Genomic DNA, 19,871 nt, shown 5'->3' with positions numbered 1-19,871 from the left:
TTTACTGGAGTTTTTCTTATCAGTTAGAGCGAACAGATTTTATTAAAATGATCAGTCTTTGGACTGCCCTATTTTTTGTTTCTTATAAAATCATTCAACTCAACCCTGGTAATTGGAAACTACTGGCCATTACTGCATTATTATTTCGGGTGGTCTTTTTATTTGCCATACCCAATTTATCCCAGGATTTTTATCGATTTATATGGGATGGGCGTATGCTCTTAGAAGGTTTTAATCCTTATTTATCTCTTCCCGAGGTATGGATAGCACAAGGAGATGCTCCAATTGCGCAAGCACAGGAATTATATACTGGCATGGGAACACTTAACGGAAGTCATTATACTAATTACCCTCCCGTAAGTCAGTTTTGTTACTTTATCGCATCCTTGTTTGCCAGTAAAAGTATTTTAGGGTCTGCAATGGTATTTAGAGTACTTATCATCTTAGCAGATATCGGTACATTTTTCTTCGGAAGAAAGTTATTACAATCATTTAATCTACCCAAGGAAAGAATCTTCTGGTATATTCTTAATCCTTTTATCATTATAGAACTTACAGGTAACCTTCATTTTGAAGCTGTTATGGTATTTTTTATCATATGGTCATTATATCTTTTACATAAAGGCTATTGGTACTGGGCTGCGGTTGTCCTGGCACTTTCTGTTTCGGTGAAACTAATCCCTCTATTATTTTTACCTTTATTTTTTCAGAAATTTATTCTTGATAAACAAAAAGGGGTCAATAAATCCAGTTTTACTATTGGGCTACCAAAACTAATTGGTTTTTATAGTATAATTATAGGTACATGCCTTCTAATTTTTGCTCCTTTCTTATCTGGAGAATTCTTAGCTAATTTTAGCAAAACAATTACCCTTTGGTTTCAGACTTTCGAATTTAATGCCAGTATTTACTTTATTATTCGTTGGATTGGATATCAAGTTGTAGGGTGGAATATCATTGAGACTACTGGTAAAATTTTACCCCTGATAGTCATAGTGTTTCTTTTAGCCCTAACCTTCTTTAGAAACAATCGAAGCACTCTACAACTAATTACAGGTATGCTTTTAGGTATTTGTATCTACTATTTCTTATCGACTACGGTACATCCCTGGTATATAGCTGTTCCGCTATCACTTTGTGTATTTACAAATTACAGATTTCCGATTATTTGGTCTTTTGTCGTTATTTTTAGCTACACCGCGTATCTTCATCCTGATTTTAAAGAAAACCTATGGATGGTAGGGCTTGAGTATCTTTTTGTTTTTACTATCTTTAGTATAGAGATTGTAAAGGCCTATCGAAATAGAATCCATAATACATTAAAAAACAACTCATAAAAGCATATCAATTTTGAAAATTAATTTCAGGAAAATAGGTCGTAGATTTGCAAGATTTATAGTATTTATTGTTATCCTGATTCTTTCTGGATACCTGTTTTTATATCTAAGACAAGAGCGTTTTTTCTTTAACCCAAAAATTTTGGAAAAAAACTATGTATATTCTTTTGACCAGCCTTTTGAAGAGATCAATATTCAAGTAGAAAAAGATATTACTCTTAATGCATTGCTTTTTAAAACAGATACTACCAGTAAAGGTCTTATTTTATATTTTCATGGTAATGCCGGAGCAATTCATGAATGGGGGAGACGTGCTTCTTTATACACAGAAAACAAATTTGACATTCTATTTGTCGATTACAGAGGATATGGAAAAAGTGATAGTTTTTACGAAGAAGAATCAGAACTATATAACGATGCCCAAAAAGTCTATAACTATGCAAAAACACGATATGATGAAAAAAACATTATTGTTTTAGGGTTTTCTCTAGGAACGGGGTTTGCCGCCTATACTGCAGCAAAAAACAACCCAAAACTCCTTATACTGGAAGCCCCATACTATGCCTGGAATGATTTTATAGCAAGTATTGCTCCGGTGCCAAAAATGCTTATCAATTATGAGATTCCTTCCTATAAATTCTTAAAAGATGTTACCTGTCCTATTCGAATCTTTCATGGCACTCATGACTTTCTAATCAAACCAGAAGAAAACTCTAAACGACTAGAAGCATTATATCCAGATAAAATCAAACATACAATGATCAAGGGTGCTGGTCATAATGGTATCTATATCACAAAGCAATACTACGATGAGCTAAAAGGTTTGTTAGAGCAGTATTAAATTGTAAATTCTTTACATCATCCTAAGGTTAATCACTTCTTGTTCTGTAAGTATTCTCCAGTGGCCACGAGGTAAATCTTTTTTGGTTAATCCTGCAAAGATTACTCTATCTAATTTCACAACACTGTAATTAAGGTGTTCGAATAGTTTATGGATAATTCCATTTTTAGCAGATTGTAACTGAATCCCAATTTCATTTTTAGAAGCACCTTCTATATAAGAGATTTCATCTACATTTATAAAACCTTCTTCTAATTTGATTCCTTTCTCTATCTTTTGAAGATCTTCAAATTTTAGATTACGTTCTAATTCTACATGAAATATTTTACGAACTCCACTTTTATGATGTGTTAGTTTCTTTTCTAAATCTACATCATTGGTAAAGAGTAATAACCCAGTTGTATTTCTTTCTAGTCTACCTATCGGTTTTAACACAGATTTAGATGCATTTGCTACTAGATCCATTACCGTTTTAGTTTTTTCGGGACTAGTGCTGGTTACGAAACCTTTAGGCTTATTAAGAAGCACATATTCTTTTTTATGAGGAGTAATGAGTCGTCCATCAAACTTAACTTCATCGGTAAGTTTTACTTTATATCCCATTTCGGTAATGGGCTTACCATTTACCCATACGCTTCCTGTTTTAATATACAAGTCGGCATCTCTTCTGGAGCAAACCCCAGAATTAGCTACATATTTATTAAGCCTTATCTCATCAGAATCAGAGAGTTTTTTTGGTGCTGCATTACTAGCTTTTTTTGCTAATGCCTTACCCCTCACATAAGGTTTATTTCCATAATTAGATTTACCTTTATCATTTGCATTTGACTTGCTCTTTCCTTTTCCTTCCTGTTTTCTGCTAGTTTTCCCTTTACCAGAATTATCTCCACGACTCATATCTTAAATTTTGTGCAAAGATAATTGTTTAAAGCATAGGTACAACAACTATTATTCATCAAACCTAACTGTACTTTGACGCTTTCGATTTACATGTAACTGGGTCACATCTGGTCTCGAATAATGTCCAACAGGATCAAAATTCTGACGCTCTTGTAATACCCTGTTAAAATCTAAGGTTTCGATTAAGAGTCCTTCTTGATTTACTACAGGTTCCATCACCCATTCTCCATCGGGACCGGCAATACATGAGCCACCATTACCTAAAACATCAGGCGCTTTCTTTAAAATCTCATCCAAATGTGGAGTAGATTTAGGAAAATCTTCCGTTCGCATCAAACTAGAAACCGAAATCACATATGAACGAGATTCTCTGGCAATAAAACGAGTGATATCTTTGGTGTTATAATCACTCCCCGGCCATACCGATACGTGTAAGTTTTCTCCCTGACCATATAATGCAGCTCTGGGTAAAGGCATCCAATTCTCCCAACAGTTTAATCCTCCAACAGTAAAAGCCTTTAATGGGTGTACCAACAATCCATTACCATCTCCCGGGGCCCAGGTTAATCGTTCTTCATATGTTGGTTGTAATTTACGGTGTACAGATCTAATCTCTCCCGTTTGATCAATATATACCAATGATGCATATAAACTATGTCCTCCCCGATCCATTGGTCGTTCAATAATTCCTAAATAAATTGCAATATTATATTTGGCAGCAAGTTCGCATATGGTATCCAAATCTCCATTTTCGATAACAATCGAATTCTGGGCATAATGCGCATGAATTTCTTTTTGAATCTTACTGTCGAATTTTGCGCCATCTGTTAGTGATACCCAAAACGGATAACCTGGTAACAACGATTCTCCAAAAACGATAAGCTCTGCTTTCTTAGAAGCTGCCTCAGTAATAGAATTTTCAATTTTTTTAATTGTAGCCATTTTATCTAACCAAACCGGAGAGATTTGGGCCAATGCAACTGTTAGTAATTGATTTTTCATGAAAATGTATTAATGATATAAATTTTTATTCTTAATGATCACGTGTTTTTAAGAGATTGCCAACATACGACTAACAAACAGTTAACATATAAAAAATTGATTTACAACACATTAAATGTCAGAAAAGTAATATGGTAAAACCTTATTTTAACCTTATGGTAACATTAGAACTCTACTAAAAACCTAAAAATTGGCACTATAATGATACAAAAACTAAGGATTCACTATTCTATAACCAATTTTATATCCATTCCTAAAAAGTAAACATATAAAAAGTATTTATTCTGCAAAGTTTAATTTACGTTAAAACATGTCCCTTTTAACATAATCGTAATCATTGTAATACATTCTAATAAAACGAAAAACAAAAATAATGGAGTATTCGACTCTACATTTGTCCTGTACAATTAAAACAAATAAAAAGTTTAAACTCAAATCTTAAAACATAAAAAAATGAAAAAGTTAACAATTTTATTCGCAGTATTCGTATTAGGATCAACGCAAATTTTTGCCTCAAACAATCCTATTAATTCAGAACAACAATTAAGAAAGCAAATTGCAACTCTTTTAGAGAGTCCAGAAATCAAATTAGACAAACAACAACTTAAAGCAAATATCGAATTTACTTTAAATGGTGAAGGAGAGATTGTCGTTTTAACCGTAGATTCAGAAGATCTTAATGTAAAAAGTTTCGTAAAATCAAGATTGAACTACAAAAAAGTAGATTCAAAAATAGCAAACATAGGAAATAAAGTATTTAAGATTTCTTTAAAAATTTTAAAGCCAGAAGGAGTATAAACTTTCTGCCTATACATTATTAAGAAAGCAGTTGTATGAATTTACAGCTGCTTTTTTTTACCAAAGAATTCTATCTAGGATCATATGTACATCAATCAAGATAATACTAAATGTTCCTGCAACAATAATGAGTTTTAAAATATTATGCAACCAAACATAATGTGTTCTTCCTTCTGATCTCCATATACCAAATAAAAATGCAAAAAGAAGTACAATACATGCATAAAAATACAAGTACATAAACCCTATCTCATATCGAGTGAGCAGTAAATAAATAGGAACACAAGAAGCCAAAACCAAAACACTTACTATTCTTTTTGAGACTAATTCACCATACACAATAGGTATCGTTTTATAATTCTGGGCCAGGTCTCCTCTTAAATTTCCTAAATCTTTAATCATTTCTCTCATGATCAACATCAAAAACAAAAATGTTGCATGAACAAAAATAACCTCATCAAAGTTTTTATAATAAATGAATACAGCAAAAAATGGGGTTATTGCTAATAGAGAAGCAATAATATTTCCTATTATTGGAAACTTCTTTAGCTTATGGGAATAGAACCATATCCCAAAAATATATAAAGAAAAAAAAACAACTGCCCGAAAAGAAACATAACTGGCACATACTACAGAAAGAAAATTAAGGACAAAATACCCTGTAAGTTTAGTACGTTGACTCACTAATCGATCCAGCATGGTCTTTTGTGGTCTATTAATTAGATCTTTTTCTTTATCATAAAAATTATTAATGATATACCCCGCCGCAATCACACCAGCAGAAGCTAATACAATAACAAATAAATTGGGATCCAGAAGAACATGTCGTAATCTGATCTGAGGTGCTAAAATAAATATTGAGGTAAGATATTGTGCAAATACAATAATCAAGATGTTATATCCTCTAACGACAGAAAATAAACTCAATAACTTGAGAAAAATGAGTTTGTTTTTTCTGGTAAGCATAACAAATGCTTATTAAAAATTGTATACTACCTCTAACTTATAATCCTTAAGCGAAGCCTGTGCTTTGTCAAAATCTTGTGTAAATCCTAAAATATAACCACCGCCTCCAGAGCCACATAGCTTAAGATAGTAGTCATTAGTTTCTATACCATGTTTCCATAATGTATGAAATTGCTTTGGTATCATTGGCTTAAAATTATCCAAAACCACATGAGAAAGCTCTTTTATATTAAAGAACAGGGATTTAACATCTCCTTTTAAGAAATCATCTACACAAGCGTCTGTATATTTTACAAACTGATTTTTGAGCATACTACGAAAACCTTCTTGCTTCATGTTTTCCATAAAAATACTAACCATTGGTGCAGTTTCACCAACAATGCCACTATCTAATAAGAAAACGGCACCTTTTTTATTCTCTACACTTTGCGAAGGAATTCCTGCCGGCTCAATATTGTCTTTAGAATGAATAAGAATAGGTAGACTAAGGTAACTATTTAATGGATCCAGACCAGAACTCTTTCCGTGAAAGAAAGATTCCATAAGTCCAAAAATCTCTTTGAGTTTTAATAATTTATCCCGGGTAAGATTTTCTAATACTGTAATTTTGTTAGCTGCATATTTATCATAAATAGCGGCTACTAATGCGCCACTACTACCAACTCCATATCCCTGAGGAATACTACTATCAAAATACATCCCAGAATTGATATCAGAATGAAGCTTCTCGAAATCAAACTTTACGACTCCTTTATCCTGAATTTCTTCAAGATAGGTTACAAAATTCTTAAGGTTTTCATTTGATTGTACAGCCTCTTCATCAGGTGTTTCTGACACTTTTAATGCACCTTTAAAAAAATTATATGGTATAGAAAGACCTTTAGAGTCTTTAATAATACCATATTCTCCAAACAAAAGTATTTTAGAATAAAATAACGGTCCTTTCATCTATTTATATATATTGTTCTAGAGGTTAAATGAAATCTTTGACGATTACAATAATCATTACCTTGTATGGTTAACGATTTTTTTAACCGAGTCGATTTCATGATCTCTATAAATAGTTATATCTAATTTGTCGCCTTACTAGGATAAAGTTACACTATTTTTGCACCTAATCCTATTTTGTCGCAAATATACTGCCCATTCTGACAATACGCAACTAACTCGTTGGTAATGAAATCTAAAACTTGATTTTTTTCTGTATTTGGATATAAAACATGAACATTTGCTCCAGCATCCAACGTAAAACAAACTTTAGACCCTGTTGTTTCACGATACTCCCAAATTTTATGAATTACAGATAACGTATTAGGTTTCATTAATATAAAATAAGGTAAAGAAGTCATCATCATTGCATGTAGTGTCAATGCTTCACTTTCTACTACCGTGATAAAAGCATCTAAATCTCCCGAAATTAATGTTTCTTTTAATTTAGCAATATTACCAGTTGCTTGTTCAAATCGTTTTGCTGCAAAGGGATGACCGTGCATTAAATTATGACCAACAGTACTACTTACTTGTTTTTCTCCTTTATCAATTAACAAAATTGTATCCTGATAGTCATCAAAATTTTGATGCACAGGAAACGGAAATGGTATTGCATACGCATCATTACTTCCACTTAGATCTGGATGTTCTCCCCAAACGGTAACAGGCCCTTCTATACTTCGACATGCACTCCCCGAACCCAAACGAGCCAAAAATGAAGATTTCTGAAGGTATTCTGAATCCGAAATACCTGGGTTTATCTTTTTTTCTAACTGCATCAGGCAATATGCCAGTGCACTCATCCCACTAGCTGATGATGCAATCCCACTACTATGCGGAAATGTGTTACTGGTTTCTATTCTGAATGTATATAGTTTGAGGAAAGGGAGATATTCTTGAATCCTTTCAAAAAAACTTTGGATCTTAGGTTTAAAATCTGGTTTAGGTTTTCCTTCAAAAAAGAGTTCAAAATCAAAACCTTCCTCTACACTATCTCGTCTTTTATACGTTAAACTGGTTGTTGTTTTACAATTATCCAGCGTAAAACTAATCGATGCATTTTCTGGCAATTGCACTGGTCTTTTACCCCAATACTTAACTAAAGCAATATTACTGGGTGAGGTGCAAGTTACCATACCTTCTTCAGGTAAATTTGAAACTATAGGTGAGGTAAATTCTGGATAATCCGTCATAGTATGCAATGATTTTGAGCAAAGATAAGTGTATCGTATATTTTAACCCGTCTTATGCATTAGAAAATCTAGTATAGATCAAAATTATTTCAAACATTATCGCTTCACTTTGTTTTTTAATTTAATCTGGATTTACCCATAATGAGGTAATACAAAAACTAAGAAAACACGAGTCTGTAATGTGCTTTTAAGTTTCATCACAAAGTTCTAATGCATAAAGCAGGTTTAAGCGCATTGGTAGTAAAAATAAATTGCTATTTTAGTACTGTGCTAACTTGTTTCAATGAAAAAAAAGTTATTTCGGATTGGTATTGCGGTATTGATATGTGGTTTAATCGGTTTTTTGAGTAGTATTGCTACTCAAACCTCTGTTAATACTTGGTATGCTGCTTTAAACAAACCTTCTTTTACTCCGCCAAATTGGATTTTTGGACCAATGTGGGTTCTGCTGTATATTATGATGGGAATTGCAGCTGGAATTGTTTGGAGCAAAGGCTTTTATCATAAATGGGTAAAAACTGCGTTATATCACTTTGGGTTTCAATTGTTACTCAATGCTGCGTGGTCTATTTTTTTCTTTGGATTACAAAACCCGTTGATTGCATTACTGGATATAATTGCCCTATTTATCCTATTGCTGTTTACCATTAAATGGTTTACCGTAGTAAATTCTACCGCTGCCTACCTACTTATCCCTTATGTTGTTTGGGTTGCTTTTGCGACTGCATTAAATTTTGGCATATGGCAACTAAATTAAACCAGGAATAAGGAATATGATTTTTTATGAGTAAAAAAGCAATAGTCTTACAGACTACTCTAGAATTAATAACTAAACAAGGCATCCATGCCACTTCTCTTTCTCAAATTATTAAAGAATCGGGCGTAGCAAACGGAACAGTATATCACCATTTCAAAAACAAAGAAGAGATTATTACAGAACTCTATTTGATGCTTACCCAGGATTTTGGTACGGTCGTCATGCGTAATATTCCAGAAGACGATATAAAGAAACAATTTACTGTGATGTGGCTCAATCTATTTTATTATTTTGTCAATAACCCTCTTGCTTTTATATTTTCTGAACAGATTGCACGTTCTCCAGAAATTCCTCAATCCTTAAAGGATAAAGCAAGGCAATACTATGGTGAAATCGAAAGCTATTTTAAAAAAGGGGTAAAACAAAAGATGTTTAAATCTTATAACACCCTGATTATGGAAGAGCTCTTCTTTGGTAATGTGGTATCATTAGTAAAGATTCATGAGAATGAGCAAGTAAAATTACAAGAAAAACATATCAATCAAGCTATTGAGATCTCCTGGAGAGGTTTTTTGAAGGATCAAACAATTATTTAATACAAATTAATAGATAAAATTAGTATAAAAAACACATCCCGCTTTTCAGCAGGATGTGTTTAACTTAGTATTTTTACTAAATTCAATTAAATACAATATTTACACAAGATTCTTTATATCGGTTCTTAAGTACAAATTCCACTGCTTTTCGAGAGTTACTCGTTTGCCCGATTAACCCTCCTTTATAGGTAAGTTTTCCTGTATTTATATTCCAATAATACTCTTTACTATCAGATTTAACAATGCGCTTTTTGTCTTTGACCATAACTTGAAAAGCATTAAGCTCCTGGCTATATTCGAGTCCAGACGGGAAATATACCTCAGCAATAAACTTAGTAGTGCCTTTCTCATAAAAATAGCAAACACATTCTCCTATATCTTTTGCTTCAGAGACCCGAACCATATTATTTTGTACAATCTTCCATCCGCCATTAATCCGTATAGCAACCACATCCATTAGCATGGTTCCTTTTTCGGCGAGTTTTTTATCGACAAATGATTCAAAATTGATAACTGCAGAAATAGTTCCTGCTCTTTCTTTCTGACTTTGGAAAACTATTTTATCTATGGTTAATCTAAATTGATAATTATCATCATCAATAATATCACTTAATTGAACAGAGACATCTTTTTTAGTATAGTTTTTTCTCACTAATGTTCCTGATAGATTAACGTACACAGTATTTCCTCTGTATTTTTCGTCAAATAAATCCAGTACATCTTCTTTTTGGGTTCCCTGAGTTAATGCATTCATTTTATTTATATAATCCACCAATAACTTTTTTATGGGATCTTTTTCACTAAATGCTTTGACTGAGTAAACACTACTAAATAAAAATATAAGGGTAAGAATAAAAGTAATTTTTTTCATAGTGATGGGGTATTAGTTAAACTTTATTAAGATACGAAAAATTACTCACGATCGCTAATAATAACACACTATTCTCTAACTCAAATTACTTAATTCCAATAGTTTAATTACTGTTTTTGGGTTCCTAATAGTAGCAGTATACCTCATTTTTTTTCGGAAAACTATCAGGATGTTATCGCTTTTGCTGCAATAAAAGCTCCGGTCCATGCATTCTGAAAATTAAACCCTCCTGTGATAGCATCTATATTTAATACCTCTCCTGCAAAATATAAATTCTGACACTTCTTACTTTCAAAAGTTTTAAAATTAACTTCTTTAAGATCAATTCCACCTGCAGTTACAAATTCTTCTTTAAATGTACTTTTCCCTTTTACTTTAAAAACTCCCTGAGTAAGCTGTTCTGACAGTGTTTTAAGCTGAATTTTACTCACGTCGGCCCAACGGGTATCATTTTTTATTTCCGAAGCCAAAATTAAACTCTGCCAAAGTCTTTTTGGTAATTCAAATTGAGTGTATTTATAGATTTGCTGTTTTGGATGTTGATCTTTGAGCACTTTAAGTTCCTCAAAAATTTCCTGCTGTGAATAGTTCTGAAGCCAATTCACTATGATTTCAAAATTATACTGGCATGCATTGAGTTCTATAGCTCCCCAGGCCGAAAGTTTTAAAATTGCCGGGCCACTCATCCCCCAATGTGTAATTAACAATGGGCCCTCACTCGATAATTTTGAATACTTAACCTGTACTGAGGCATTTGTTACTACACCAGGCAGATTCACAATTCTTGGGTCTTTACTATTAAAGGTAAATAGTGAAGGAACCGCATCGACAGTCTGATGTCCTAAATCCTGAACTATTTTCCAGATTTTTGGATTACTCCCGGTAGCAATCATTAGTGTTGTAGTAACAAAATTTCCCTGACTGGTTTCTACGAACCATTGTTCATCTTTTTGATAGAAATTTTTAACCGCATGGTTTTTTAAAATTTCAACTCCACATCGTTTTGCCTCTGACAAAAAACAATTGATAATCGTTTCTGAAGAATCTGAAACCGGAAATATTCTGCCATCATCCTCTATCTTAAGTTCTATTCCACGACGATCAAACCAATCCATCGTATCACCTGTCATAAAAGTATGAAAAGGTCCTTTGAGTTCTTTTTCTCCTCTGGGGTAGTTTTTGCTTAACTCATTAGGGATAAATTCTGCATGAGTTACATTGCATCGTCCACCACCAGATACACGAACTTTGGACAACACTTCTTTTCCTCGTTCTAGAATAGCTATTTTTAGTTTTGGGTCATTTTCTGCCACATTAATAGCTGTAAAAAAACCAGCTGCACCACCGCCAACAATTATTAAATCATAATCCATCATGCAAAATTCGGAAAATCTGTGATGATACCCTCAACTTTACATGATTTTGATTGTTCCATTTGCGTTTCTGTATTTACGGTCCATACATATATCTTGTATCCCTGGTCTTTTGCAAGATTCACCTCATCCTGGGTTAGTGAGAAAATTGGAGGATGTATAGAAAATGCTTCTAATGCTTCTGCTATAGATAAAACTTCAATCGTATTTACTTCGCTTAGCACACCTATCTTAAAATTAGTGGTAATTGCTTTTAGTTCGAATAACTGTGAATGATCAAAGCTAGAAATTATAAAATGATCGTATTCCCAATCTGTATTTTCGATATATTCTTCTAGTAATCTAATGATAGGCAGGACAGTCTTTTTGCCTTTCAATTCTATATTAAGTTCACATTGCCCATTAATCACATCCAGCACTTCGCGCAATGTCGGTATTGTAAACCCTTCTTTTGTTTCAAACTGTTGCAACTCCTTCAAAGTATATTCTGACACATTTCCTGCTCCATTGGTGGTTCTATTTAAGGTTTCATCGTGGATAACTACCAATTCTCCACTTTTACAACAATGCACATCAATCTCGATACCATCTACCTTATACTGCAAAGCTTCGGTGATAGATTCTAATGTGTTTTCGGCAACTAAGCCAGCCGCGCCACGATGTCCGAATATTTTCATGAGTTAGCCTTTTTATTTATAATTTTATATTCTTAATTATATGTTATTCTATTATTCCCAAAGAAACTAAAATTGTTATTTTTACAACAACTTAACATCACCCAAAGGTAACAATCTGTTATTATAGTACATGAACCTATGAATACTACCGAGGATCGCAAAATTCTGGAAGGCATCGTCGCCGGAAATGAGGTTATCATTACTACGTTTTATAGAAAAAACCTACCTTACATAAGGCAATATATTCTACAAAACTCAGGTAATGAAGAAGATGCAGAAGATGTGTTTCAGGATGCTTTGATTTTGGTATATCAGAAATTAAAAACAGATTCTCTGGATTTACATTCTTCATTACGAACCTATTTTTATGGAATTTGTAAAAATATGTGGAGAAACAGATTACGAAAAAACAAAAAAATGATCATCACCGAAAAATTACCTGAGGATGCAGAAATAATTACCCCTACAGTTATCCAAGACATAGAACATAAAGAACGAGAGCATGTCTATCGTAAACATTTCCTAAAACTAAGTGATGCATGTCGTGAAGTACTGAGCTTAATTTTTCAAGGAAACAGTATGAAAGATATTGCACGTATCACTGGATATTCTGAAGGATATACCCGAAAGAAAAAATTCGAATGTAAACGATACTTAATCGAAATGATCGAAAAGGATCATGCTTATCTCGAATTACAACTAAACCCTGAAAAAGGATCATAGTATGGAAAGAACTCCAGAAATATTCGAAAAAATAGAAGGGTATCTTGCACATACGTTACCTAAAGAAGAAGCAATAGCTTTTGAAAAAGAATTAATTGCTAATCCAGAACTGCAAGAAGAAGTTGAAAAACACAGAGTTTTGCATAAAACCTTAAGTGATAAGGATACTTTGGATTTTAAAGAAAAATTAATGCAAATCAGTGCTACTATCAAAGAAGAACAGAGCCATCCTCCTGCTCCGGTATCTTCTCCTTCCTATTGGAAAATTGCAGCATCTATTGCAATACTATTGGGTGTAGGAATGCTATTCTGGTATACATATACCAATCAGCATAATACTCAAGATTTATATGGTGTTTATTATGAGCCCTTTCCTGTAGAAGATGCAATGCGAGGTAATACCAATAATGAAATGCACAGCATTATAAAAAATTATGCTAAAGGCGCTTATGATTCTGTAGCTGTTGTATTGGAAAAACATCCAAATTTAGATAGCCAACTACAATTATATCTGGGCAATAGTTATTTAAATATTGATCAGGAAGAAAAAGCGGCTTCTTTGTTTAAAGATATTAAAAGTAGTGGTAAGTATTATGAAATTGCCAAATGGTATTTATCACTCACTTATTTAAAATTAAACACTCCTGAAAAAAGCATTCCACTGCTTAAAGAAATCATTACCTATAACGGAGCATATAAAGATAAAGCTACAAGACTACTTACAGCCTTAGAAAAAAAATAGAGATTATTTGCAGCACTACCTATTTATCTATATTCACCTAAAACTAGACTTTACAGACCTCAAAAGGACACTGAAATAAGGTTAGTATAACCCTATAAAACCTAATCTTTTTATATCTCATCCTTCTCGCAACGAGATGTCGAAACACTTGTTTTTTTGACATACCACACTCACAACTATAGTCTTCAAAATAAAATATTTAGCACTAATCAAACTCTAAGAATCTTACCTATAAAAAAATAAGGTATGTGAGGTAACAAAATGATATGTCGTGACATAAATATATGAACCCCATATATATTGATTAATCTAATAATTCAATCTTCACTCTAAAGAAACAATTATGAATGTTATCATCAAACACGTTGAGCTTATGAATCGAATCGACCAACTAATTCGTTTGAAAGCTACAGGAAATCCTGTAGAACTAGCAGAACGACTGGGTATTTCAAAAACAAAACTCTATCGTATCATCAACATCATGAAGGAGCTAAATGCTCCTTTAGAATATGACATCAGTCTACAGAGTTATGTCTATGTAAAAGCTGTAGGATTTAAATTTGGATTCTTTACAAAAGAAAGAAGTACAAAAGAATTACACACTTCTGTGGGATAAAACCTTAATCTGATTTGTCAAATCAGATCATTTTCACACAAAAAAATCTGAATAGTTTTATGTTTATATCAATCTGAGCCTGTCGAAATGATTAGAAAACCGGTAATAAATGGTCTTCAACAGGCTCAGATTGACAAATCATATATTTTTATTTTTCAGACAACTTCGATATAAGAGGTTTCAGAACTTCTTATTTAAAAGCAGACATCCCGGTAATATCCAGTCCTGTAATTAGTAAATGAATATCGTGTGTTCCTTCATAGGTGATTACACTTTCGAGGTTCATCATATGGCGCATGATGCTATACTCCCCAGTGATTCCCATTCCGCCAAGAATTTGTCTAGCTTCTCTCGCAATCTTAATTGCCATTTCTACATTATTACGTTTTGCCATAGAGATTTGCGCACTAGTTGCTTTACCCTCATTACGCAATACTCCTAATCGCCATGCTAATAATTGTGCTTTTGTGATTTCAGTAATCATTTCTGCCAGTTTCTTTTGTTGTAATTGCGTTGCTCCAATAGGCTTATCAAACTGAACACGTTCTTTGGCATATCTTAGTGCAGTATCATAGCAATCCATAGCGGCACCAATTGCACCCCAGGCAATACCATATCGTGCAGAATCCAAACATCCCAGCGGCGCACCAAGCCCACTTTTGCCTGGTAATATATTTTCTTTTGGTATTTTTACATTATCAAAGATTAACTCTCCTGTTGCAGATGCGCGAAGCGACCATTTATTATGTGTTTCTGGAGTTGTAAACCCATCCATGCCACGTTCTACTACAAGCCCATGGATTCTTCCTTCTTCATTTTTGGCCCACACCACCGCAATATCAGCAAAAGGTGCATTAGAAATCCATAGTTTAGCACCATTAAGTAAGTAATGATCCCCGTTATCTTTAAAATTAGTAGTCATCCCACTTGGGTTTGACCCATGATCTGGTTCTGTAAGACCAAAGCATCCTATAAATTCTCCAGATGCCAGTTTAGGCAAGTATTTTTTTCGTTGTTCTTCAGAACCGTATTTCCAAATTGGATACATCACCAACGACGATTGCACAGAAGATGTAGATCGTACACCAGAATCTCCTCGCTCTATCTCCTGCATGATCAAACCATAACTAATCTGGTCCAGTCCAGCACCACCATATTCTTCGGGTATATAAGGTCCAAATGCTCCTATCTCTGCAAGTCCTTTAATAATCTGCGTAGGGAATTCTGCTCGCTGTGCAAAATCTTCTATAATAGGAGATACTTCGCGTTTTACCCAACTACGAGCAGCATCACGAACCATTTTATGTTCATCACTCAATAATTCGTCAATCTGGTAATAATCTGGTGCCTGGAATAAGTCTGGTTTCATTTTTAAAATATTTTCTAAATTACTGCATATAAGTGCAAAACAAATGTAGGTAATGCTAAAAAAGCAAGCAATTTTTTTGACATTTTTAAAGAAATTGATCATTCTGCTATTGCATTTAATATCTTTTGATCAAAAAATTATCCAAATACGTTACTTTATTGCATCTATTCTTGATAACAAAGTAAATTTAGTTTTCTACCAAGGTTAAAATTAGCCGTATCTGTTTACCAAAAAATTTGTGTATAATTTCCGCAGTTCACTTCTTTTTTCTACACAAATAAGACCTAGCAAAAGAAAAAGTATTAATTCTAAAAAACTATAAACAACTAATTATCAGATATTTATACATCAAACTAACATCTCTTATTTCTTCTGGCATAATTATTCTATGTATAAACACATAACAGATTAAAATTTATTAAAACTAAAATTATAATAACAATGAAAAATTTATTCGTATTACCGGTATTAGCTTTTGGATTATTAGTAGGAACTCAAAACATGAATGCTCAGGAAGTAGCTTCTAATGATGATACAGAAGTAGTTACTCCCGTTCAGGAAAAATATATAGACCTAGCTGTAGAAAACTTACCTCAACCTGTTCTTGATGCAGTTGCAAAAGATTATGCTGGTGCGACTATAAAAAGTGCAGGAGCCAAAGAAGATGCTTCAGAATTTAGATTAATATTGAAGCAAGGTGATAAAGAAATGGAAGTTTTCTGTGACGCAGAAGGAAAATGGATCTCTAAGAAGGGATAAAACCTTTGATGATATTTAAAGAAAGTTTTAATTTATGGTGATATAAATTAAACTGTAGAGTGATTGAATTTAGAAAAGGAAGATATATATCTTCCTTTTTTTATGAATTACATTTTTAAATAAAACGCTTTAGTAAGCTTTATATACGCATCGGTATATTGATGACGTTGCGTTTCTATAATCAATTCATCAACCTCAAAATCCATTTGATCTCGACCAAACAACAATAGACTTCTTTTAATCTCTGAAGCTGGTGTGCCTTTTACTCTAGTGATTTTTTGCGGAAACAAAGCTACCTGTGCAGCTATATCAATAATACGTGATTCTTCTTTATATGGTATAATCATTGCGAATCGCCCCTTATCCGATAACAGTCTTGATCCTCCGACTAAAAGATGTTCAAAAGGAAGAGCATCTTCAAACCTAGCCATATCCCGTTTGGTATCTGAAGTTTTATAATCCTCTGCATAAAATGGAGGATTACTGATTATCAAATCGTATTGATCGTCAATTTCTGCCACAAACTCCTGAAAGGAGGCATGGTAACAAAATAATCTATCTCCCCAGGACGACGCCTCAAAATTTTCGACTGCCTGCTCATAAGCATCTGCATCAATTTCTATAGCATCAATCACCTCTGCCTGAGAACGTTGCGCTGTCATTAAAGCGATCACTCCCGTTCCTGCTCCTATATCAAGAATTGAGGTTATAGCATTACTAATAGGAACCCAAGCTCCTAGTAGCACTCCATCTGTACCTACTTTCATGGCACATCGATCCTGATGGATCGTAAAGTCTTTAAATATAAAAGGCTTAGTCATACTGTTAACATTCATCGAGAAACAAAAGCCCGGGTATTTATCGGGATGATAAAATAAAATTAAAGATACAAATCAATGAGTCCTTCGGGAGTATGAACAGTAATCGTTTTTGATTCTCTATCAATTTTATCAATAAATTCATCATTCATAGGAATAAGAATCTCGGTACCATTACGATCAATTTCGAATAAGGCTTGAGCCGTTGTATCGTTAATAGCTTTAATAATTCCTACTTCTCCAAAAACACTATCAATAATAGTAAAACCAATTATTTCGTGGTAATAAAACTGAGTTCCTTCAAGTTTTGGTAATAGTGTAAGTGGTAAATATAGCTCTGTTTTCATGAGGTCGTCTGCATCTGCTTCAGAATCTACATCCTCAAATTTTATACGTAGTAAATCACTTTTATGTAGCGAACATTTTTCAATAAAAAATGGAACCAGATTATTGTTATAATGAACAAATACTGATTCCATTTTTGTATAACTTTCGGGTTCATCGGTATCTAGTTTAACCAATACCTCTCCCTTAAAACTAAATTTACTTACGATTTTACCTAGATAGAAGCATTCTTCTTTCTTCATCGTGAATAATTACAACTATTCTTCTTCGTTGCTAGCTTCCTCTGTTACTTCTGCTTCAGCAGTAGCTTCGACAGCTTCTTCCGCTTCAGCAGCAGTTTCTTCTGTTTCTTCTGCTTTTGCAGCAGCTTCACGCTTAGCATTCACTTCTTTTTCAGCTTCCAAAGCTTTCGCTTTTTCAGCTGCTTCAGCTTTTGCTAATGCATCTTTCTTAGCATCAACAGATCCTTCTTTCTCTGATACCCAAGCCTGATATTTTTCTTCAGCTTGTTCTTCTGTTAAAGCACCTTTTCTTACTCCACCAGCAAGGTGATTTTTCAATAAAGCTCCTTTATAAGATAAGATAGCTTTTGCAGTATCAGTTGGTTGTGCACCATTCTGTAACCACTTTACAGCTCCATCAATATCTAAATCAATACTTGCAGGGTTTACATTAGGATTATAAGTTCCTAATTTTTCAAGAAATCTACCATCTCTTTTTGATCTAGCATCTGCTGCTACGATCCAGTAAAAAGGCTTTCCTTTTTTACCGTGTCTCTGTAATCTAATTTTAACAGGCATATATAAATTAATTTTTGGGTACTCGACCCTATTCATAATTAAGGCCGCAAAGGTAATTATTTTTAATCAATTGAAATCAATAAATAGAAGTTTATTCTCTGTAAAATAATCATTTACATAAGTAATACATAGAAAATTGATTCACAAACCCTGTTTTTATGAGGAAAAACACCTTTATATTATAGTTTTTATGAGAAAAAAATACCGTTTTGTGTATTTCATCGATAAAATATGCTTTTTTTCGATGAAAAAGTTGTTTTCTTAATATTTTCATTATATGTTTGTAGGTGTAAACATATTTTTACGGTTTTGCCGTAAGAAAATCATACTAAAGCCCCAAGCCTATGATTAAAAAAATTACCCCTCTATTGGCAGTAATCTGCCTTTTTTTAACTTCATGCTCTACAGATATCGAAATAAACACACCAGCTTTACAAGCAAAAATTGATGGTGAGTTATTTAGATCATCTATAAAAAAAGCAGTTATTTATGATGATGGTACATTGGTAATATCAGGAAGCTCGGGAGATAAATCTATAAGCTTTACGACTACATCTACTAATGTTGGAACTTATAAGACAGCTCTTCAAACCATAAGTAAGGTTAGTTTTCAAAAAAATCAAACAAAATTCATTTCTAAAGACGGAGAAACCGAAGGTGAAGTGTCAATAACAGAAATATATAATAATGAAATTTCTGGTAATTTTCATTTTAAAGACCTTAAAGATGATAATGGCAATCCAATAGATTTTAATAATGGGTGGTTTTATAGATTACCTTTAGAAAATGGCACAATTGAAGAAGAAGTAACTCAGGAAATTAACCCTTGTTTACTTAATGCTTCTTTAACCGCTATGGTTAATAATACAGAAATGATTACTGATGATCATACTGCCAAATTATTTGGTGTAGATGATGCTTCTATTCTCATTACTGCTACCAATGAAACCGAAGAAGTTAACATTGTATTTATGGCAGATGTAACACCAGGCACATATCCATTAACCGGATCTGGAAATTATAGCGCCTCTTATGAAGTAAATAATGATAAGTCTTCTGCATTGTCAGGAACCCTTGTTATTACCAATCACGATATCGAGACCAAATGTATTAGTGGAAGTTTTGAATTTGAAACCAGAAGTGGTTCTCAAGTATCACAAGGCTCCTTTGATTTTGGTTATTAATTTAATTACCCCTAAATAATTACCTTACTCGACTTTGCTCATGAAAAGCGATTATTTATGAAATGATCGCTTTTTTCATACCCCTATCTTCTTATATCGACCACACTAAAAACCATGGTTAATAATTCTGGATAACTTTTCGAAAATCAAAGTATCATTTTGGTTATTTTTGAAAGTCCTTTGTAAGGGATAATTTTCTTGAAATACCTCTTTT

At 33.2% G+C, this 19,871-nt stretch carries 22 protein-coding genes; 10 read left to right on the top strand and 12 right to left on the bottom strand.

Annotated elements, in window-relative coordinates:
* The first annotated feature begins 47 nt into the window (after positions 1-47).
* Together DG435_RS23435 and DG435_RS23430 are read left to right on the top strand one after the other, a co-directional pair.
* Positions 48-1,337 carry a mannosyltransferase gene (locus tag DG435_RS23435; RefSeq protein ID WP_369872391.1) on the top strand — a complete coding sequence of 430 codons (1,290 nt, stop codon included), beginning with the start codon at positions 48-50 and terminating at the stop codon, positions 1,335-1,337.
* A gap of 13 nt (positions 1,338-1,350) precedes the next feature.
* Positions 1,351-2,178 carry an alpha/beta hydrolase gene (locus DG435_RS23430; protein ID WP_106790696.1) on the top strand — a complete coding sequence of 276 codons (828 nt, stop codon included), beginning with the start codon at positions 1,351-1,353 and terminating at the stop codon, positions 2,176-2,178.
* A 12-nt stretch (positions 2,179-2,190) separates the two neighbouring features.
* Here DG435_RS23430 and DG435_RS23425 read toward each other — a convergent pair whose 3' ends face one another.
* Both DG435_RS23425 and DG435_RS23420 read right to left on the bottom strand, forming a co-directional pair.
* On the bottom strand, positions 2,191-3,075 hold the full coding sequence (locus DG435_RS23425) for a pseudouridine synthase (protein ID WP_106790695.1): 885 nt from the start codon (positions 3,073-3,075) through the stop codon (positions 2,191-2,193).
* 51 nt (positions 3,076-3,126) lie between these two features.
* Positions 3,127-4,080, bottom strand: a complete 954-nt coding sequence (locus tag DG435_RS23420) for a carbon-nitrogen hydrolase family protein (protein WP_106790694.1) — start codon at positions 4,078-4,080, stop codon at positions 3,127-3,129.
* A 453-nt stretch (positions 4,081-4,533) separates the two neighbouring features.
* On the opposite strand from DG435_RS23420, the gene DG435_RS23415 reads away from it, so the two are divergent.
* Positions 4,534-4,878 carry a hypothetical protein gene (locus DG435_RS23415; protein WP_106790693.1) on the top strand — a complete coding sequence of 115 codons (345 nt, stop codon included), beginning with the start codon at positions 4,534-4,536 and terminating at the stop codon, positions 4,876-4,878.
* 57 nt (positions 4,879-4,935) lie between these two features.
* Here the strand turns inward: DG435_RS23415 and DG435_RS23410 are convergent, their stop codons facing one another.
* The 3 genes from DG435_RS23410 to DG435_RS23400 form a co-directional block, all read right to left on the bottom strand.
* Complete coding sequence (locus DG435_RS23410) at positions 4,936-5,844, bottom strand: geranylgeranylglycerol-phosphate geranylgeranyltransferase (protein WP_106790692.1); 909 nt, start codon at positions 5,842-5,844, stop codon at positions 4,936-4,938.
* 12 nt (positions 5,845-5,856) lie between these two features.
* Entirely contained in the window at positions 5,857-6,792 is a 936-nt protein-coding gene (locus DG435_RS23405) for a mevalonate kinase (RefSeq protein WP_106790691.1), read from the bottom strand.
* A 149-nt stretch (positions 6,793-6,941) separates the two neighbouring features.
* Entirely contained in the window at positions 6,942-8,027 is a 1,086-nt protein-coding gene (locus DG435_RS23400; protein ID WP_159025408.1) for a diphosphomevalonate/mevalonate 3,5-bisphosphate decarboxylase family protein, read from the bottom strand.
* A 283-nt stretch (positions 8,028-8,310) separates the two neighbouring features.
* Here DG435_RS23400 and DG435_RS23395 point away from each other — a divergent pair, with 283 nt between their 5' ends.
* Both DG435_RS23395 and DG435_RS23390 read left to right on the top strand, forming a co-directional pair.
* A complete protein-coding gene (locus DG435_RS23395; RefSeq protein ID WP_106790690.1) occupies positions 8,311-8,784 on the top strand; it encodes a TspO/MBR family protein in 474 nt (157 codons plus the stop codon).
* A 26-nt stretch (positions 8,785-8,810) separates the two neighbouring features.
* Positions 8,811-9,380, top strand: a complete 570-nt coding sequence (locus DG435_RS23390) for a TetR/AcrR family transcriptional regulator (protein ID WP_024772465.1) — start codon at positions 8,811-8,813, stop codon at positions 9,378-9,380.
* Positions 9,381-9,462: 82 nt separating this feature from the next.
* On the opposite strand, the gene DG435_RS23385 is transcribed toward DG435_RS23390, so the two are convergent.
* The 3 genes from DG435_RS23385 to DG435_RS23375 form a co-directional block, all read right to left on the bottom strand.
* Positions 9,463-10,251 carry a hypothetical protein gene (locus DG435_RS23385; protein WP_106790689.1) on the bottom strand — a complete coding sequence of 263 codons (789 nt, stop codon included), beginning with the start codon at positions 10,249-10,251 and terminating at the stop codon, positions 9,463-9,465.
* A gap of 164 nt (positions 10,252-10,415) precedes the next feature.
* Positions 10,416-11,627: an NAD(P)/FAD-dependent oxidoreductase gene (locus tag DG435_RS23380; RefSeq protein ID WP_106790688.1), complete on the bottom strand. Its 1,212-nt coding sequence runs from the start codon at positions 11,625-11,627 to the stop codon at positions 10,416-10,418.
* The gene (locus tag DG435_RS23375; protein ID WP_106790687.1) at positions 11,624-12,301 is read right to left on the bottom strand and encodes a glycerophosphodiester phosphodiesterase family protein; all 678 of its coding nucleotides are present in this window, start codon (positions 12,299-12,301) and stop codon (positions 11,624-11,626) included. Before DG435_RS23375 ends, DG435_RS23380 begins: the two co-directional genes overlap by 4 nt.
* Positions 12,302-12,439: 138 nt before the next feature.
* Between DG435_RS23375 and DG435_RS23370 the strand changes: the two genes are divergently transcribed.
* The 3 genes from DG435_RS23370 to DG435_RS23360 all read left to right on the top strand — a co-directional run bounded on the left by DG435_RS23370 (position 12,440) and on the right by DG435_RS23360 (position 14,382).
* Positions 12,440-13,024 carry an RNA polymerase sigma factor gene (locus DG435_RS23370; RefSeq protein ID WP_106790686.1) on the top strand — a complete coding sequence of 195 codons (585 nt, stop codon included), beginning with the start codon at positions 12,440-12,442 and terminating at the stop codon, positions 13,022-13,024.
* Between the two features lies 1 nt (position 13,025).
* Entirely contained in the window at positions 13,026-13,766 is a 741-nt protein-coding gene (locus tag DG435_RS23365) for a hypothetical protein (RefSeq protein ID WP_106790685.1), read from the top strand.
* 373 nt (positions 13,767-14,139) lie between these two features.
* Positions 14,140-14,382 (top strand): hypothetical protein, encoded by a 243-nt coding sequence (locus tag DG435_RS23360; protein WP_106790684.1) that lies wholly within the window; start codon positions 14,140-14,142, stop codon positions 14,380-14,382.
* 190 nt (positions 14,383-14,572) lie between these two features.
* Here DG435_RS23360 and DG435_RS23355 read toward each other — a convergent pair whose 3' ends face one another.
* Positions 14,573-15,751 (bottom strand): acyl-CoA dehydrogenase family protein, encoded by a 1,179-nt coding sequence (locus DG435_RS23355; protein ID WP_106790873.1) that lies wholly within the window; start codon positions 15,749-15,751, stop codon positions 14,573-14,575.
* A gap of 441 nt (positions 15,752-16,192) precedes the next feature.
* Here DG435_RS23355 and DG435_RS23350 point away from each other — a divergent pair, with 441 nt between their 5' ends.
* Positions 16,193-16,510, top strand: a complete 318-nt coding sequence (locus DG435_RS23350) for a hypothetical protein (protein ID WP_106790683.1) — start codon at positions 16,193-16,195, stop codon at positions 16,508-16,510.
* A 107-nt stretch (positions 16,511-16,617) separates the two neighbouring features.
* Here the strand turns inward: DG435_RS23350 and DG435_RS23345 are convergent, their stop codons facing one another.
* From DG435_RS23345 to DG435_RS23335, 3 genes are read right to left on the bottom strand one after another with little or no spacing between them, the layout of a single operon-like run.
* Positions 16,618-17,331 (bottom strand): tRNA1(Val) (adenine(37)-N6)-methyltransferase, encoded by a 714-nt coding sequence (locus DG435_RS23345; protein WP_106790682.1) that lies wholly within the window; start codon positions 17,329-17,331, stop codon positions 16,618-16,620.
* Between the two features lie 59 nt (positions 17,332-17,390).
* On the bottom strand, positions 17,391-17,915 hold the full coding sequence (rimM, locus tag DG435_RS23340) for a ribosome maturation factor RimM (RefSeq protein WP_106790681.1): 525 nt from the start codon (positions 17,913-17,915) through the stop codon (positions 17,391-17,393).
* Positions 17,916-17,930: 15 nt separating this feature from the next.
* The gene (locus tag DG435_RS23335; protein WP_106790872.1) at positions 17,931-18,473 is read right to left on the bottom strand and encodes a 30S ribosomal protein S16; all 543 of its coding nucleotides are present in this window, start codon (positions 18,471-18,473) and stop codon (positions 17,931-17,933) included.
* Between the two features lie 344 nt (positions 18,474-18,817).
* On the opposite strand from DG435_RS23335, the gene DG435_RS23330 reads away from it, so the two are divergent.
* Complete coding sequence (locus DG435_RS23330) at positions 18,818-19,657, top strand: DUF6252 family protein (RefSeq protein ID WP_106790680.1); 840 nt, start codon at positions 18,818-18,820, stop codon at positions 19,655-19,657.
* Positions 19,658-19,871 lie beyond the last annotated feature (214 nt).

Origin of the sequence: Aquimarina sp. Aq78, assembly GCF_900299525.1 — a bacterium.
Taxonomy (GTDB): Bacteria; Bacteroidota; Bacteroidia; order Flavobacteriales; family Flavobacteriaceae; genus Aquimarina.
The sequence above is the reverse complement of the archived record's forward strand: the minus strand, read 5'-3'. Positions and strand labels throughout refer to the sequence as shown.